The following is a 14,790-nucleotide window of genomic DNA, read 5'->3' as shown; positions in this document are numbered from 1 at the left end:
AGGCCGTGCTGTGACCGCCGTCCCGTCGTACCCGCCGGAGATCCTGCCGTGACCGTCCTCGCCTCCGCCCTCGACCCCGCCGCCCCCGACCACCGCGCCAACCGCGCCGCCATGCTCGCCAAACTCGCCGACCTGGACACCGAGCACGCCAAGGCGCTGGCCGGCGGCGGCGAGAAGTACGTGGCCCGGCACCGTAAGCGCGGCAAACTCCTCGCCCGCGAACGCATCGAGCTGCTCCTCGACCCCGACACGCCCTTCCTGGAGTTGTCCCCCCTCGCGGCCTGGGGCAGCGAGTACACCGTGGGCGCCTCCCTCGTCACCGGCATCGGCGTCGTCGAGGGCGTCGAATGCCTGATCACCGCCAACGACCCCACCGTGCGCGGCGGTGCCAGCAACCCCTGGTCGCTGAAGAAGGCCCTGCGCGCCAACGACATCGCGCTCGCGAACCGGCTGCCCTGCATCAGCCTCGTGGAGTCCGGCGGCGCCGACCTGCCCTCCCAGAAGGAGATCTTCATCCCCGGCGGCGCGATCTTCCGGGACCTCACCCGGCTGTCCGCGGCCGGCATCCCGACGATCGCCGTCGTCTTCGGCAACTCGACGGCCGGGGGCGCCTACATCCCCGGCATGTCCGACCACGTCATCATGGTCAAGGAGCGCGCCAAGGTGTTCCTCGGCGGGCCGCCCCTGGTCAAGATGGCCACCGGCGAGGAGAGCGACGACGAGTCCCTCGGCGGCGCCGAGATGCACGCCCGCACCTCCGGCCTCGCCGACCACTTCGCCCTGGACGAGCCCGACGCCCTCCGCCAGGCCCGCCGCGTCGTCGCCCGCCTCAACCACCGCAAGGCGTACGCCGATCCGGCACCGGCCGAGCCGCCCAAGTACGACCCGGAGGACCTCCTCGGCATCGTCCCCGGCGACCTCAAGGCCCCCTTCGACCCGCGCGAGGTGATCGCCCGGATCGTCGACGCCTCCGACTTCGACGAGTTCAAGCCGCTCTACGGCACCAGCCTGACCACCGGCTGGGCGAGCCTGCACGGCTACCCGGTCGGCATCCTCGCCAACGCCCAAGGGGTGCTGTTCAGCGAGGAGTCACAGAAGGCCGCCCAGTTCATCCAGCTCGCCAACCAGCGCGACATCCCGCTCCTCTTCCTGCACAACACCACCGGCTACATGGTCGGCAGGGAGTACGAGCAGGGCGGCATCATCAAGCACGGCGCCATGATGATCAACGCGGTCTCCAACTCCCGCGTCCCGCACCTGTCCGTCCTCATGGGCGCCTCCTACGGCGCCGGCCACTACGGCATGTGCGGCCGCGCCTACGACCCGCGCTTCCTCTTCGCCTGGCCCAGCGCCAAGTCCGCCGTCATGGGCCCGCAGCAGCTCGCCGGCGTGCTCTCCATCGTCGCCCGCCAGTCGGCCGCCGCGAAGGGGCAGCCGTACGACGACGAGGGCGACGCCGCGCTGCGCGCCATGGTGGAGCAGCAGATCGAGTCCGAGTCGCTGCCCATGTTCCTCTCCGGGCGGCTCTACGACGACGGCGTCATCGACCCGCGCGACACCCGCACCGTCCTCGGCCTGTGCCTGTCCGCCCTCCACACCGCCCCCTACGAGGGCGCGCGCGGCGGCTTCGGCGTCTTCCGGATGTGAGGGAATCCACTGTGGCCACCACTGTGACAAGCGAGGGGAACACCGTGATCGGTACCGTCCTCGTCGCCAACCGCGGCGAGATCGCCTGCCGGATCTTCCGCACCTGCCGCGAGTCCGGAATCCGAACCGTCGCCGTGCACTCGGACGCCGACGAGAACGCCCTCCACGCGCGCGTGGCCGACGCGGCCGTACGCCTGCCGGGCACCTCCTCCGCCGACACGTACCTGCGCGGCGACCTGATCGTGAAGGCCGCGATCACCGCGGGCGCCGACGCCGTCCACCCCGGCTACGGCTTCCTCTCCGAGAACGCCGGTTTCGCCCGCGCCGTCCTCGACGCCGGACTGACCTGGATCGGCCCGCCGCCCGAGGCCATCGAGGCGATGGCGTCCAAGACCCGCGCCAAGGAACTCATGGGCATCGCCCCCCTGGCCGAGGTCACCGAGGCCGACCTGCCCGTGCTGGTGAAGGCGGCGGCCGGCGGCGGCGGGCGCGGCATGCGCGTCGTACGGCGTCTCGCCGACCTGGACGCCGAACTGACCGCCGCCCGCGCGGAGGCGGCGAGCGCCTTCGGCGACGGCGAGGTCTTCGTCGAGCCCTACGTCGTCGGCGGCCGCCACGTCGAGGTGCAGATCCTCGCCGACACCCACGGCACCGTGTGGGCGCTCGGCACCCGCGACTGCTCCCTCCAGCGCCGCCACCAGAAGGTGATCGAGGAGGCCCCGGCACCGGGACTCGCCGAGGAGCTGGAGCGCGAACTCCACGACCTGGCCGTACGCGCCGCCCGCGCCGTCGACTACGTCGGCGCCGGCACCGTCGAGTTCCTCGTCGCCGACGGCCGGGCGCACTTCCTGGAGATGAACACCCGCCTCCAGGTCGAACACCCCGTCACCGAGGCCGTCTTCGGCGTCGACCTCGTCGCCCTCCAGCTCCGCGTCGCGGAGGGCCACACCCTCGACGACGACCCCCCGCCGGCGCGTGGCCACGCCGTCGAGGCCCGCCTCTACGCCGAGGACCCCGCGCACGACTGGGCCCCGCAGACCGGCCGCCTGCACCACCTCAGCGTCCCCGACGGCATCCGCCTCGACACCGGCTACACCGGCGGCGACGACATCGGCGTCCACTACGACCCGATGCTCGCCAAGGCGGTCGCCCACGCACCCACCCGCGCGGAGGCCGTCCGCCGCCTCGCCGGTGCCCTGGAACGGGCCGCGGTCCACGGCCCCCTCACCAACCGCGACCTCCTCGTCCGCTCCCTGCGCCACGAGGAGTTCACCTCCGCCCGCATGGACACCGGCTTCTACGACCGCCACCTGGCCGCCCTCACCGAGGCCGCCCCCGACCCCCTCGCCCCGCTCGCCGCCGCCCTCGCCGAAGCGAGCGCCGGCTCCGGCCGTTTCGGCGGCTGGCGCAACCTGCCCTCGCAGCCACAGGTCAGGCGGTACGCGGTCGCGGGCGAGGAACACGAGGTGCGCTACCGGCACACCCGCGCCGGCCTCGCGGCGGACGGCGTACGCGTGGTGCGCGCCGACGCCCGGCAGGTCGTCCTCGAAACCGACGGCGTACGACGCCGCTTCGACATCGCCCGTTACGGCGACACCGTCCACGTCGGCCCCACCGTCCTCACCGCCCTGCCCCGCTTCCCCGACCCCACCGCCCAACACGCCCCCGGCTCCCTCCTCGCCCCCATGCCCGGCACGGTCGTCCGCGTCGCGGAGGGCGTGACGGAGGGCTCCGCCGTAGAGGCGGGCCAACCCCTCCTCTGGCTGGAGGCGATGAAGATGGAACACCGGATCACGGCCCCGACCACGGGCACGCTGACCGCGTTGAACGCCGAGCCGGGCAGGCAGGTGGAGGTCGGCACCCTCTTGGCCGTAGTGGAGGGACACGCCGAGTAGGGGCGCGGGGAACTGCGCGACCAGCCACAACGAACCCGCACCCGGAAGGAGACCCATGCCCACCCTCATCGAAACCGAGGAACAGAAAGCCCTCCGCACCGCCGTAGCCGCCCTCGGCACCCGCCACGGCCGCAACCACGACCGAGACGCCCTCTGGGCGGAGGCCGGCAAACTCGGCTACCTCGGCGTCAACCTCCCCGAGGCCTACGGAGGCGGTGGCGCCGGCATCACCGAACTCTCCGTCGTCCTCGAAGAGCTGGGCGCCGCGGGCTGCCCGCTCCTGATGCTGGTCGTCTCCCCGGCCATATGCGGCAACATCATTGCCCGCTTCGGCACCGAGCAACAGAAAGACAACTGGCTCCCCGGCATAGCCGACGGCACCCGCCTCATGGCCTTCGGCATCACCGAACCCGACGCCGGTTCCAACAGCCACCGCATCACCACCACCGCCCGCCGCGACGGCGCCACCGGGGACTGGCTCCTCACCGGCCGCAAGGTCTTCATCAGCGGCGTCGACATCGCCGACGCCACCCTCATCGTCGGCCGCACGGAGGACGCCCGCACCGGCAAGCTCAAGCCCTGCCTGTTCATCGTCCCCCGTGACACCCCCGGCTTCGAGCGCCGCCAGCTCGACATGGAACTGCACGCCACCGAGAAGCAGTTCGAGCTGACCCTCGACGACGTGCGGCTGCCCGCCGACGCACTCGTCGGCGACGAGGACGCGGGCCTCCTCCAGCTCTTCGCCGGCCTCAACCCCGAGCGCGTCATGACCGCCGCCTTCGCCATCGGCATCGGCCGCCACGCCCTCGCCCGCGCCCTCGACTACGCCCGCGAACGCACCGTCTGGAAGACGCCCATCGGCGCCCACCAGGCCATCGCCCACCCCCTCGCCCAGGCGCACATCGAGCTGGAACTCGCCCGCCTGATGACGCAGAAGGCCGCACATCTCTACGACGCCGGCGACGACATGGCCGCGGGCGAGGCCGCCAACATGGCCAAGTACGCCGCCGGGGAGGCCTGCGTGAAGGCCGTCGACCAGGCCGTCCACACCCTCGGCGGCAACGGCCTCACCCGCGAGTTCGGACTCGCCTCGCTGATCACGGCGGCGCGGGTGGCCCGCATCGCCCCGGTGAGCAGGGAGATGATCCTCAACTTCGTCTCCCACCAGACCCTCGGTCTGCCCAAGTCCTACTAGGCATCCCGGGGCCGCGCCCCACGTCGTACGAGCCGCCCTGGAGGAACCGTGTTCCGCAGCCAGTACGCCGACGTCCCGCCCGTCGACCTGCCCATCCACGAGGCCGTACTCGGCCGGGCCGCCGCCTTCGGGAGCGCCCCGGCGCTGATCGACGGCACCGACGGCACCACCCTCACCTACGAGCAGGTGGACCGGTTCCACCGGCGCGTCGCCGCCGCCCTCGCGGAGGCCGGCGTGCGCAAGGGCGACGTCCTCGCCCTGCACAGCCCCAACACCGTCGCCTTCCCGCTCGCCTTCTACGCCGCCACCCGCGCCGGCGCCTCCGTCACGACGGTGCACCCGCTGGCCACGGCCGACGAGTTCGCCAAGCAGCTCGCCGACGCGCGGGCCCGCTGGATCGTCACCGTCTCACCGCTGCTCGACACCGCCCGCCGGGCCGCCGAACTCGCCGGCGGCGTCCAGGAGATCCTGGTCTGCGACAGCGCCCCCGGCCACCGCTCCCTGATCGACATGCTGGCCTCGACCGCCCCCGAACCCCGGATCGCGATCGACCCCGCCGAGGACGTCGCCGCGCTGCCGTACTCCTCCGGCACCACCGGCACCCCCAAAGGCGTGATGCTCACCCACCGCCAGATCGCCACCAACCTCGCCCAGCTCGAACCGCTGGTCCCGGCCGCCCCCGGCGACCGCGTCCTCGCCGTCCTGCCCTTCTTCCACATCTACGGCCTCACCGCCCTGATGAACGCCCCGCTGCGGCTCGGCGCCACCGTCGTCGTCCTGCCCCGCTTCGACCTGGAGCAGTTCCTCGCCGCCATCCAGAACCACCGCATCACCGGCCTGTACGTCGCCCCGCCGATCGTCCTCGCCCTGGCCAAACACCCCGTGGTCGCCGACTACGACCTCTCGTCCCTCAAGTACATCGTCAGCGCCGCCGCCCCCCTGGACGCCCGGCTCGCCGCCGCCTGCTCCCGCCGCCTCGGCCTGCCGCCCGTGGCCCAGGCCTACGGCATGACCGAACTGTCCCCCGGCACCCACGTCGTCCCCCTGGACGCCATGGCCGACGCCCCGCCCGGCAGCGTCGGCAAGCTGATCGCCGGCACCGAGATGCGCATCGTCTCCCTCACCGAGCCCGGCAAGGACCTCGGCACCGGCGAGGCCGGCGAGATCCTCATCCGCGGCCCCCAGATCATGAAGGGCTACCTCGGCCGGCCCGACGCCACCGCCGCCATGATCGACGAGGACGGCTGGCTGCACACCGGGGACGTCGGCCACGCCGACGCCGACGGCTGGCTCTTCGTCGTCGACCGCGTCAAGGAACTGATCAAGTACAAGGGCTTCCAGGTGGCCCCCGCCGAACTGGAGGCCCTCCTGCTCACCCACCCCGACGTCGCCGACGCCGCCGTCGTCGGCGCCTACGACGACGACGGCAACGAGGTACCGCACGCCCACGTCGTCCGCCGGCCCACCGCGACCGGCCCCTCGGAGAGCGAGATCATGATGTACGTCGCCGAACGCGTCGCCCCCTACAAACGCGTCCGCCGCGTCACCTTCATCGACGCCGTACCCAGGGCCGCCAGCGGCAAGATCCTCCGCCGGGAACTGCGAGGCACCGCATGACCCCGGTCCGCCGCACCCGCGAACGCGGCGTCGAGACCCTCACCCTCGACTCCCCGCACAACCGCAACGCCCTCTCCGCCACCCTGGTCGGCGACCTCGCCGCCGCCCTCACCGCCACCGCCGCCGACCCCGGCGTCCGCGCGGTCGTCCTCACCCACACCGGCACCACCTTCAGCGCCGGCGCCGACCTGCGCGACCCGCCCGACCCGGACGCGCTGGTCGGGCTCTTCCGGCAGATCGCCGAGCTGCCCAAACCGGTCGTCGCCCGCGTCGCCGGACACGTCCGCGCGGGCGGCCTCGGCCTCCTCGCGGCCTGCGACATCTCGGCGGCGTCCCACGACTCCACGTTCGCCTTCACCGAGGTCCGCATCGGCGTGGCACCCGCCGTCATCTCCCTCACCCTGCTCCCGCGCACCGACCCCCGCGCCCTCGCCCGCTACTACCTCACCGGCGAACGCTTCGACGCCGCCGAGGCCGCCCGCACCGGCCTCGTCACGGCCGCGGGCGACGACGTGGACGCCGTACTCGCACCCGTCCTCGACGGTCTGCGGCGTGCCTCACCACAGGGGCTGGCCGAGACCAAACGGCTGCTCACGGCTAGGGTGCTGGAGGCCTTCGACCGGGACGCGGCCGGCCTGACCGCGCTCTCGGCCCGGCTGTTCGCCTCCCCGCAGGCCCGCGAGGGGATGACGGCCTTCCTCGAACGACGGGATCCGGAATGGGTGGTGTGAGCGGCACCGCGAACACGGCGGACCGCGCCGAGCGCGTACCCAAGCAGGACCGCAGCCGGGTCACCCGGCAGCGGCTCCTGGAGGCCGCCGTGGCCTGCCTCGCCGAACGCGGCTGGGCCGGCTCCACGGTCTCCGTCGTCGCCGAACACGCCGGTGTCTCCCGCGGCGCCGCCCAGCACCACTTCCCGACCCGGGAGGACCTCTTCACCGCCGCCGTGGAGTACGTCGCCGAGGAGCGCTCGCTCGCCCTGCGCGCGCTCTTCCCCGACGGCGCGGCCACCGGCGACCGGCGGGCCGTCGTCGCCGCCCTGGTCGACCTCTACACCGGCCCCCTCTTCCGGGCCGCCCTCCACCTGTGGGTCGCCGCCTCCAACGAGGAGCCGCTGCGTGCCCGGGTCACCGAGCTGGAGGCCCGCGTCGGCCGCGAGAGCCACCGCACGGCCGTCGACCTCCTCGGCGCCGACGAGACCCGCCCCGGCGCCCGCGAGACCGTCCAGGGCCTCCTCGACATGGCCCGCGGCCTGGGCCTGGCCAACCTCCTCACCGACGACCGGGCCCGGCGGGAGCGCGTCGTCGACCAGTGGACCCGGCTGCTCGCCGCCGAGCTGGGCTGAGACCGGTCACGGACTGGGGCCGGTCACGGGCTGAGGCCGGTCACTGACGGGCCGGGGTCACGGGCTGAGCCGCTCCACCCGCCAGCTGCCGTCCGCCCGCGCCACGTACCGCAGCCGGTCGTGCAGCCGGTTCTCCCGCCCCTGCCAGAACTCCACCTCGCTCGGCGCCACCCGGAAGCCGCCCCAGTGCGGCGGCACCGGCACCTGCCCGCCCTCCGGGTAGCGCTCCGCCAGCTCCGCGTAGGCGGCGTCCAGGTCCTCCCGGCCCGCCACCACCGACGACTGCGCGCTCGCCCACGCCCCGAGCCGCGAGCCGTGCGGCCGGGAGCGGAAGTACGCGGCGGTCTCGTCCCGCCCGGTACGCCGCGCCACCCCCGACACGATCACCTGCCGGGCCATCGGATGCCACGGGAACAGCAGCGAGACGTACGGGTTCGAGCCCAGCTCACGGCCCTTGCGGGAGTCGTAGTTGGTGTAGAAGACGAAACCCCGCTCGTCGAAGTGCTTCAGCAGCACCGTGCGGGAACTGGGCCGCCCCTCGGCGTCGGCGGTGGAGACGACCATCGCGTTCGGCTCGAACAGCCCGCCCTCCGTCGCGGCCTGCTCGAACCAGCGCGCGAACTGCTCGACGGGACCGGCGGCCAGCTCGGACTCGGCAAGCCCCTGGGCCCGGTACTGCTTGCGCATCGAGGCGAGATCGAAGAGGACGTCATCGCGGTCGGTCACACCCGCCATCCTGCCGCATCCCCGGTGTCCTCCGTCACTGAGTGGCACTGAGTGCCGCAACCCCTCCCCAAGGGTGGCACTCGGAGATATCGTGCTGGTCCCGGCACGGTTGGACGAGTGGCCGTACGGGGCATCACAGGGGTGACCGCAGAACGAGGACCGCGAGTCGCGACGACCGTGGATCCGCTGGACCCGAGAAGGCCGACGGGTCGGTCACCACACATCCACGTCACGAGGGAGCCGCCTGATGTCCGACTTCGTACCCGGGCTAGAGGGAGTCGTCGCGTTCGAGACGGAGATCGCCGAACCCGACAAGGAGGGCGGCGCCCTCCGGTACCGCGGCGTCGACATCGAGGACCTGGTCGGCCACGTGTCCTACGGCAACGTCTGGGGCCTGCTCGTCGACGGCGCCTTCAACCCCGGCCTGCCGCCCGCCGAGCCCTTCCCCATCCCCGTCCACTCCGGCGACATCCGCGTCGACGTCCAGTCCGCGCTCGCCATGCTCGCGCCGGTCTGGGGCCTCAAACCCCTCCTGGACATCGACGCCGAGCAGGCCCGCGCCGACCTGGCCCGCGCCGCCGTCATGGCCCTGTCCTACGTCGCCCAGTCGGCCCGCGGCCAGGGCCTGCCCATGGTTCCGCAGCGCGAGATCGACAAGGCCGGGTCCGTCGTCGAACGGTTCATGATCCGCTGGCGCGGCGAGCCCGACCCCAAGCACGTCGCCGCGGTCGACGCCTACTGGACCTCCGCCGCCGAGCACGGCATGAACGCCTCCACCTTCACCGCCCGCGTCATCGCCTCCACCGGCGCCGACGTCGCCGCGGCCCTCTCCGGCGCCGTGGGCGCCATGTCGGGCCCGCTGCACGGCGGCGCCCCCTCCCGCGTCCTCGGCATGATCGAGGAGATCGAGCGCACCGGCGACGCCGAGGCCTACGTCAAGAAGACCCTCGACGCCGGTGAACGCCTGATGGGCTTCGGCCACCGCGTCTACCGCGCCGAGGACCCCCGCGCCCGCGTCCTGCGCCGCACCGCCCGAGAGCTGGGTGCCCCGCGCTTCGAGGTCGCCGAGGCCCTGGAGAAGGCCGCCCTGGCCGAGCTGCACGCCCGCCGCCCCGACCGCGTCCTGGCCACCAACGTCGAGTTCTGGGCCGCCATCATGCTGGACTTCGCCGAGGTCCCGGCCCACATGTTCACCTCGATGTTCACCTGCGCCCGCACCGCCGGCTGGTCCGCCCACATCCTCGAGCAGAAGCGCACCGGCCGCCTGGTCCGTCCCTCGGCCCGCTACGTCGGCCCGGGCTCCCGCGACCCGCACGACATCGAGGGCTACGCGACCATCGCCGACTGACCCCGCGCCGAGAACGCAGGCGACCCGCGAGTCAGGTTCCTCCAGAGGAGGAGCCGGCCGGACGTACCGGCGACTCGCGGGTCGGGTGACTGCGTTGGTTTGGCCGGCTGCGTGTGTCTCGCACACGCTGGTCCGGCACCGCACAAGATGTGGTGACGGGCCGCTAGCCCGCAGCCACCTCACGCGTCCGGTTGTCATACATTCGCCGGATCACCTCCTTTCGGTGTGGGGTCCACACTAGGAACGAGTCGCGGCCCGCATCAACCTCTTTTTCGAGAAGACACCGGCCCGCGCGATCCTGGCCGATGAGCCGATTGATCACTTCCGGCCGGTCGCCTACCGTTCCGCCCATGCCGAGGCCGCGGAGGGCCGCCGGGCACCCGTCATGACGGGGGCGTATGCCGAGTTTCCGCAGTACAACGATTTCTGCAATCTTGTGGGAACTCGGTGTGTGCTGCATCACGTTCGAGTTGAATGAAGGCCAGTGAGCGAACCGACGTACCGTACGGCGGACGCAGCCTGCAGGGGGTCCAGGTGAGTGCTTCCCGGCGTAGTGGGACCACCGACGAGCTGGGGCCGGACGAGCCGGAGCAGCCCGAGCGGGACGGTGCGGACCTGTTGGCCGCGCTCCTCGACGGGATGGACGCGGCCCTGTGCGCCTTCGACGCGGACGGGGTGGTCACCCACTGGAACCGCGAGGCGGAGCGGATCCTCGGCTGGAGCGCGGCCGAGGCCGTGGGCCGGCAGGGGTTCGCCGGCTGGGCGGTGCGCAGCGCGGACGCCGGTGAGGTGGAGGACCGGCTGCTGTCCGCGATGCGGGCACCGGGACGGCAGGTGCACGAGTTCGCGCTGCTGACCAAGGACGGCGGGCGGGTGCTGGTGCGCACCCAGTCCGCGGCCGTGCGCGGCGCCGACGGGAAGCCCGCGGGGGTGTACTGCGCGTTCAGCGAGGTGCACGCGCAGATCGACCTGGAGCGGTCCATCGCGCTGAGCGAGGCGCTGCTGGAGGACGCGAGCTGGGGTGTCGTCCTGGTGGACGCGGATCTGCGCCCCGCCGTGGTCAACGCGCACGCGGCCCGCGCGCTGGGCGCCGGGCGCACCTCGGTGCTGGGCAGGCCGCTCGGCGACCTGCTGGTCCAGGGCGTGGAGGACCTGGAGAACGCGCTGACGCACGTCCTGGCCGAGGGCGCGCCGCCCGGCCCCGCCGAGCTGTGGGTGGGGCTGCGGACGCCGGAGGGGGAGCGGCGCCGGTGCTGGCGCAGCGGGTTCGTGCGGCTGGCGTCGCCGCTCGCGGAGGAGCCGGTGCCGCTGGGCGTGGGCTGGCTGTTCCAGGACATCACGGAGGCCAAGCAGGCGGAGCAGGAGGCGGCGCTGCTGCGGTTCCGGGCCAATCAGCTGCACCGGGCGGCGCGGGCGGCGGCCGAGTGCGAGGACCCGGCGGAGGCGGCCGTCGTGCACCTGGACTTCGCCCTCGCCGGTTTCGCCGACCACGCGCTGATCGACCGGGTGGCGGGCGGGGCCGTGGACACCGACGCGGCGGGGCCGGTGCGGCTGGTGCGGGTGGCCGCGACGCCGTCCGGCGCGCCGGGGCCGAGCGTGCCGTCGGGCGCCTCCGGGATGCCGGTGCGCTACGGCGAGGGGCATCCGGCGTTGAGCTGTGTGGAGCGGGCGGGTTCGGTGCGGGCCGGCGCGGGGGCGCGGGCGGTGCCGGCCGAGAAGGCGCGCGAGTGGGCCGAGGCCCGGCAGTGGCCGGCGGACACGGTGCACGGCCTGTGCGCGGTGCTGCGCAGCCGGGGCCGGACGCTGGGCGTGGTGACGTTCCTGCGGGGCGCGGGGCGCAGCGCGTTCGAGCGGTCGGACGCGATGTACGCGGAGGACGTGGCCGTCCGGATCGCGACCGCGCTCGACCTGGCCGGTGCCGTGGGAGAGCGGTAGGGGGTGGCCGCGCCGGGGGGTTCAGCGCTGGTAGAAGATCCGGTCCCGGTACTGGTCGAGGACGCGCCCGTTCCAGTCGTGGCCGCCGTCCACGTTGCCCGAGCGCAGCAGGGGCGGTTCGATGCCGCGGTCGGCGAGGGCGCCGGCCGCCGCGGCCATCATGGCCTGCATGAGGGCGCTGGTGACGACCGTGGAGGCCGGCGCGAAGGGCGCCGGGACGGTGTCGAGGGTGAGTTCCGCGTCCCCGACGGCGATCTTCGAGTCGAGCACGATGTCGCAGTGGTCCCTGAGGAAGGTGCCGGAGCTGTGCCGGGAGGTCGTCTCGGAGGCGTACGCCACCGAGGTCACGCCGATGGTGCGGACGCCGAGGGCGCGGGCGTTCATCGCCATCTCCACGGGCATGGCGTTGCGCCCGGACAGGGAGACGATCACCAGGGCGTCGCCCTCGCGGAGCGGGGAGGAGTCCAGGACCGCGCTCGCGAGGCCGTCGACGCGTTCCAGGGCGGAGCCGAGGGTGGCGGGCATGACGTCGACGCCGACGACGCCGGGCACGGTGAGCAGGTTCATCAGCGCGAGTCCGCCGGCGCGGTACACGACGTCCTGGGCGGCGAGGGAGGAGTGACCGGCGCCGAAGGCGAAGAGCCGCCCGCCGTTCTCGACGGTGTCGGCGAGCAGGGTCCCGGCCGCCTCGATGCCGTCCGCCTCCTCGGCGCGGACGCGGCGCAGCAGGTCGATCGCCGCGTCGAGGAACTGCCCGGCCGGCTTGCGGTCGCTCATGCGGGACCCCTTCGGTGTGCCTGTGTCGCGGATCACGGTGCGGTCTGGACCAGTGCGGTGTCAATACGGCGGGGCGGGCCGCGGGGGCCCGCGCGCGCACCGCGAGGCACGGTTGTCGGTGGTATGCGTCAGAATTGAATCCAGGGCCAGCGCACGCGCCGGTGGCCGCGGCCTCCGGCAATCTCATCAAGGGGCACGTATGTCCGGACTGATCGACACCACGGAGATGTACCTCCGCACCATCCTGGAGCTGGAGGAGGAGGGTGTGGTCCCGATGCGCGCCCGGATCGCCGAGCGGCTCGACCAGAGCGGCCCGACGGTCAGCCAGACGGTGGCGCGCATGGAGCGCGACGGCCTGGTGTCCGTGGCGGCCGACCGGCATCTGGAGCTGACCGACGAGGGCCGGCGGCTGGCGACGCGTGTGATGCGCAAGCACCGGCTCGCGGAGTGCCTGCTCGTCGACGTGATCGGCCTGGAGTGGGAGCAGGTGCACGCCGAGGCCTGCCGCTGGGAGCACGTGATGAGCGAGGCCGTCGAGCGGCGCGTGCTGGAGCTGCTGCGCCACCCGACCGAGTCGCCGTACGGGAACCCGATCCCGGGCCTGGAGGAGCTGGGCGAGGCGGACGGCGCCGATCCGTTCCTGGACGAGGGCATGGTGTCGCTCGCCGACCTCGACCCGGGGGCGGAGGGCAAGACGGTGGTGGTGCGCCGCATCGGTGAGCCGATCCAGACGGACGCCCAGCTGATGTACACGCTGCGCCGGGCGGGCGTGCAGCCCGGTTCGGTGGTGAGCGTGACCGAGTCCGCCGGTGGTGTGCTGGTGGGCAGCGGTGGCGAGGCCGCCGAGCTGGAGGCGGACACCGCCTCGCACGTGTTCGTCGCCAAGCGCTGAGTCCGCCGGGCGTGCGGGGGTGCGCCGGCGCACGGATCGCGTCGTTTCGTTTTCCAGTGCGCCGAATAGCAGCGCCCGGACGCCGCGCGTGCAAGGCTGTGGCTAGAGGCATATGACGTAGGGGGCTCTTGGCCGTGCGCGACAGCGATGTCGCCCGGTCGGGGAGGGGGGCTTGACGTGCCGGAGAGACGGAGAGGGCCCCGGCGCCGTGTGGCGCCGGGGCCTGTCCTCCCCTGTGCTGACCCGGAGCCCCGAGCTCTCAGGGTCAATCCCCACGGACCGTTTTCCCCGAGCGGCCCGCCTCCCGTTGAAGATCTCCCCTGAGCAGCGGCGATCAATCCCCGAGGGGTGTCACTCGAATGAGGGGTGTTGCTCAGCGATACGGCCCTTTCGAATAGGTATTCGATACCCTGCGGGCGGGGGCGCGAGCAGGGCGCGACGGACCGGACGGACGCCACGGTCACGGCCGGCGCGGAGGCAGGACGGCAAGGCACGGCAGGCAGGACACGGTTCCGAGCGGAGCTTGGGGGTGCCAGGACCAATGGCGCGGCGCATCGACGTGACCGGCGCGGGCGGCGTACGCCTCGCCGCCTGGGAGTTCGGCGACCCTCCCAAGACCGACCGGACGCCCGGCACCGGGGACCGGCCCGGCGTGCTCTTACTGCACGGCCTGATGGGCCGGGCCTCGCACTGGGCCCCCACGGCCCGCTGGCTCTCCGCCCGGCATCGGGCCGTCGCCCTCGACCAGCGCGGCCACGGCCGCAGCGACAAGCCCCCGCACGGCTCCTACACCCGCGACGCCTACGTCGAGGACGTCGAGGCCGCCCTGGAGCAGCTCGGTCTCGGACCCGCCGTCCTGATCGGCCACGCCATGGGCGCGCTGACCGGCTGGCAGCTCGCCGCCAAGCGCCCCGACCTGGTCCGCGGCCTGATCATCTGCGACATGCGGGCCTCCGCCCTCGGCGCGGCCTCCCAGCACACCTGGACCGAGTGGTTCCGCGCCTGGCCCGTCCCCTTCGCCACCCTCGCCGACGTCCGCAAGTGGTTCGGCGAGGACGACCCGTGGGTGGAGCGGCCGAACCCGGCCCGCGGCGAGTTCTACGCCGAGGTGATGGCCGAGTCCCCGGACGGCTGGCGCCCCGTCTTCGACCCGCAGCAGATGCTCAGGACCCGGGAGACCTGGGTCTACGACGCCCACTGGGAGGAGCTGGCGCAGGTGCGCTGCCCCACCCTGGTGGTGCGCGGCCTCGACGGCGAGCTGGGCCGCGCCGAGGCCCAGGAGATGGTCCGCGTGCTGCCCGGCGGCCAGTACGCGGAGGTCGCCGACGCCGGCCACCTCGTGCACTACGACCAGCCGGAGGCGTGGCGGGCGGCCATCGAGCCGTTCCTGGACGCCCTCATGGACGCCTGACC

The 14,790-nt window shown here is 73.4% G+C and carries 12 protein-coding genes; 10 read left to right on the top strand and 2 right to left on the bottom strand.

Annotation, left to right across the window (positions count from 1 at the left end):
* Positions 1–48: 48 nt before the first annotated feature.
* Genes IE108_RS17750 through IE108_RS17725 form a run of 6 tightly spaced genes read left to right on the top strand, consistent with a single transcriptional unit; the run spans position 49 to position 7,699 of the window.
* Positions 49–1,647: an acyl-CoA carboxylase subunit beta gene (locus IE108_RS17750; protein WP_064728479.1), complete on the top strand. Its 1,599-nt coding sequence runs from the start codon at positions 49–51 to the stop codon at positions 1,645–1,647.
* Between the two features lie 44 nt (positions 1,648–1,691).
* Positions 1,692–3,542, top strand: coding sequence for an acetyl/propionyl/methylcrotonyl-CoA carboxylase subunit alpha (locus IE108_RS17745; RefSeq protein ID WP_064728478.1), 1,851 nt, complete (start codon positions 1,692–1,694; stop codon positions 3,540–3,542).
* A gap of 55 nt (positions 3,543–3,597) precedes the next feature.
* Positions 3,598–4,737 (top strand): acyl-CoA dehydrogenase family protein, encoded by a 1,140-nt coding sequence (locus IE108_RS17740; protein ID WP_064728477.1) that lies wholly within the window; start codon positions 3,598–3,600, stop codon positions 4,735–4,737.
* A gap of 48 nt (positions 4,738–4,785) precedes the next feature.
* Complete coding sequence (locus tag IE108_RS17735; RefSeq protein ID WP_064728476.1) at positions 4,786–6,354, top strand: 4-coumarate--CoA ligase family protein; 1,569 nt, start codon at positions 4,786–4,788, stop codon at positions 6,352–6,354.
* On the top strand, positions 6,351–7,085 hold the full coding sequence (locus tag IE108_RS17730; protein ID WP_064728475.1) for an enoyl-CoA hydratase family protein: 735 nt from the start codon (positions 6,351–6,353) through the stop codon (positions 7,083–7,085). The genes IE108_RS17735 and IE108_RS17730 overlap by 4 nt, the downstream gene beginning before the upstream one ends.
* Positions 7,073–7,699, top strand: coding sequence for a TetR/AcrR family transcriptional regulator (locus IE108_RS17725; protein WP_064728474.1), 627 nt, complete (start codon positions 7,073–7,075; stop codon positions 7,697–7,699). Before IE108_RS17730 ends, IE108_RS17725 begins: the two co-directional genes overlap by 13 nt.
* Positions 7,700–7,756: 57 nt before the next feature.
* Here the strand turns inward: IE108_RS17725 and pdxH are convergent, their stop codons facing one another.
* Positions 7,757–8,434, bottom strand: a complete 678-nt coding sequence (gene pdxH / locus IE108_RS17720; RefSeq protein WP_107420194.1) for a pyridoxamine 5'-phosphate oxidase — start codon at positions 8,432–8,434, stop codon at positions 7,757–7,759.
* A 238-nt stretch (positions 8,435–8,672) separates the two neighbouring features.
* Here pdxH and IE108_RS17715 point away from each other — a divergent pair, with 238 nt between their 5' ends.
* Together IE108_RS17715 and IE108_RS17710 are read left to right on the top strand one after the other, a co-directional pair.
* Positions 8,673–9,773 carry a citrate synthase 2 gene (locus IE108_RS17715; protein ID WP_064728473.1) on the top strand — a complete coding sequence of 367 codons (1,101 nt, stop codon included), beginning with the start codon at positions 8,673–8,675 and terminating at the stop codon, positions 9,771–9,773.
* Between the two features lie 534 nt (positions 9,774–10,307).
* A complete protein-coding gene (locus IE108_RS17710) occupies positions 10,308–11,708 on the top strand; it encodes a PAS domain-containing protein (protein WP_229851912.1) in 1,401 nt (466 codons plus the stop codon).
* A gap of 21 nt (positions 11,709–11,729) precedes the next feature.
* On the opposite strand, the gene IE108_RS17705 is transcribed toward IE108_RS17710, so the two are convergent.
* Entirely contained in the window at positions 11,730–12,485 is a 756-nt protein-coding gene (locus IE108_RS17705; protein WP_064728471.1) for an SIS domain-containing protein, read from the bottom strand.
* Positions 12,486–12,684: 199 nt separating this feature from the next.
* Here IE108_RS17705 and IE108_RS17700 point away from each other — a divergent pair, with 199 nt between their 5' ends.
* Both IE108_RS17700 and IE108_RS17695 read left to right on the top strand, forming a co-directional pair.
* A complete protein-coding gene (locus IE108_RS17700; protein ID WP_064728470.1) occupies positions 12,685–13,377 on the top strand; it encodes an iron-dependent transcriptional repressor DtxR in 693 nt (230 codons plus the stop codon).
* Positions 13,378–13,918: 541 nt separating this feature from the next.
* The gene (locus IE108_RS17695; protein ID WP_064728469.1) at positions 13,919–14,788 is read left to right on the top strand and encodes an alpha/beta fold hydrolase; all 870 of its coding nucleotides are present in this window, start codon (positions 13,919–13,921) and stop codon (positions 14,786–14,788) included.
* Positions 14,789–14,790: the final 2 nt, after the last annotated feature.

The organism is Streptomyces parvulus (genome assembly GCF_014648855.1).
In the GTDB taxonomy this organism is placed as follows: domain Bacteria; phylum Actinomycetota; class Actinomycetes; order Streptomycetales; family Streptomycetaceae; genus Streptomyces; species Streptomyces parvulus.
Note: the sequence above shows the minus strand (reverse complement) of the source record. Positions and strands in the feature narration are given on the sequence as shown.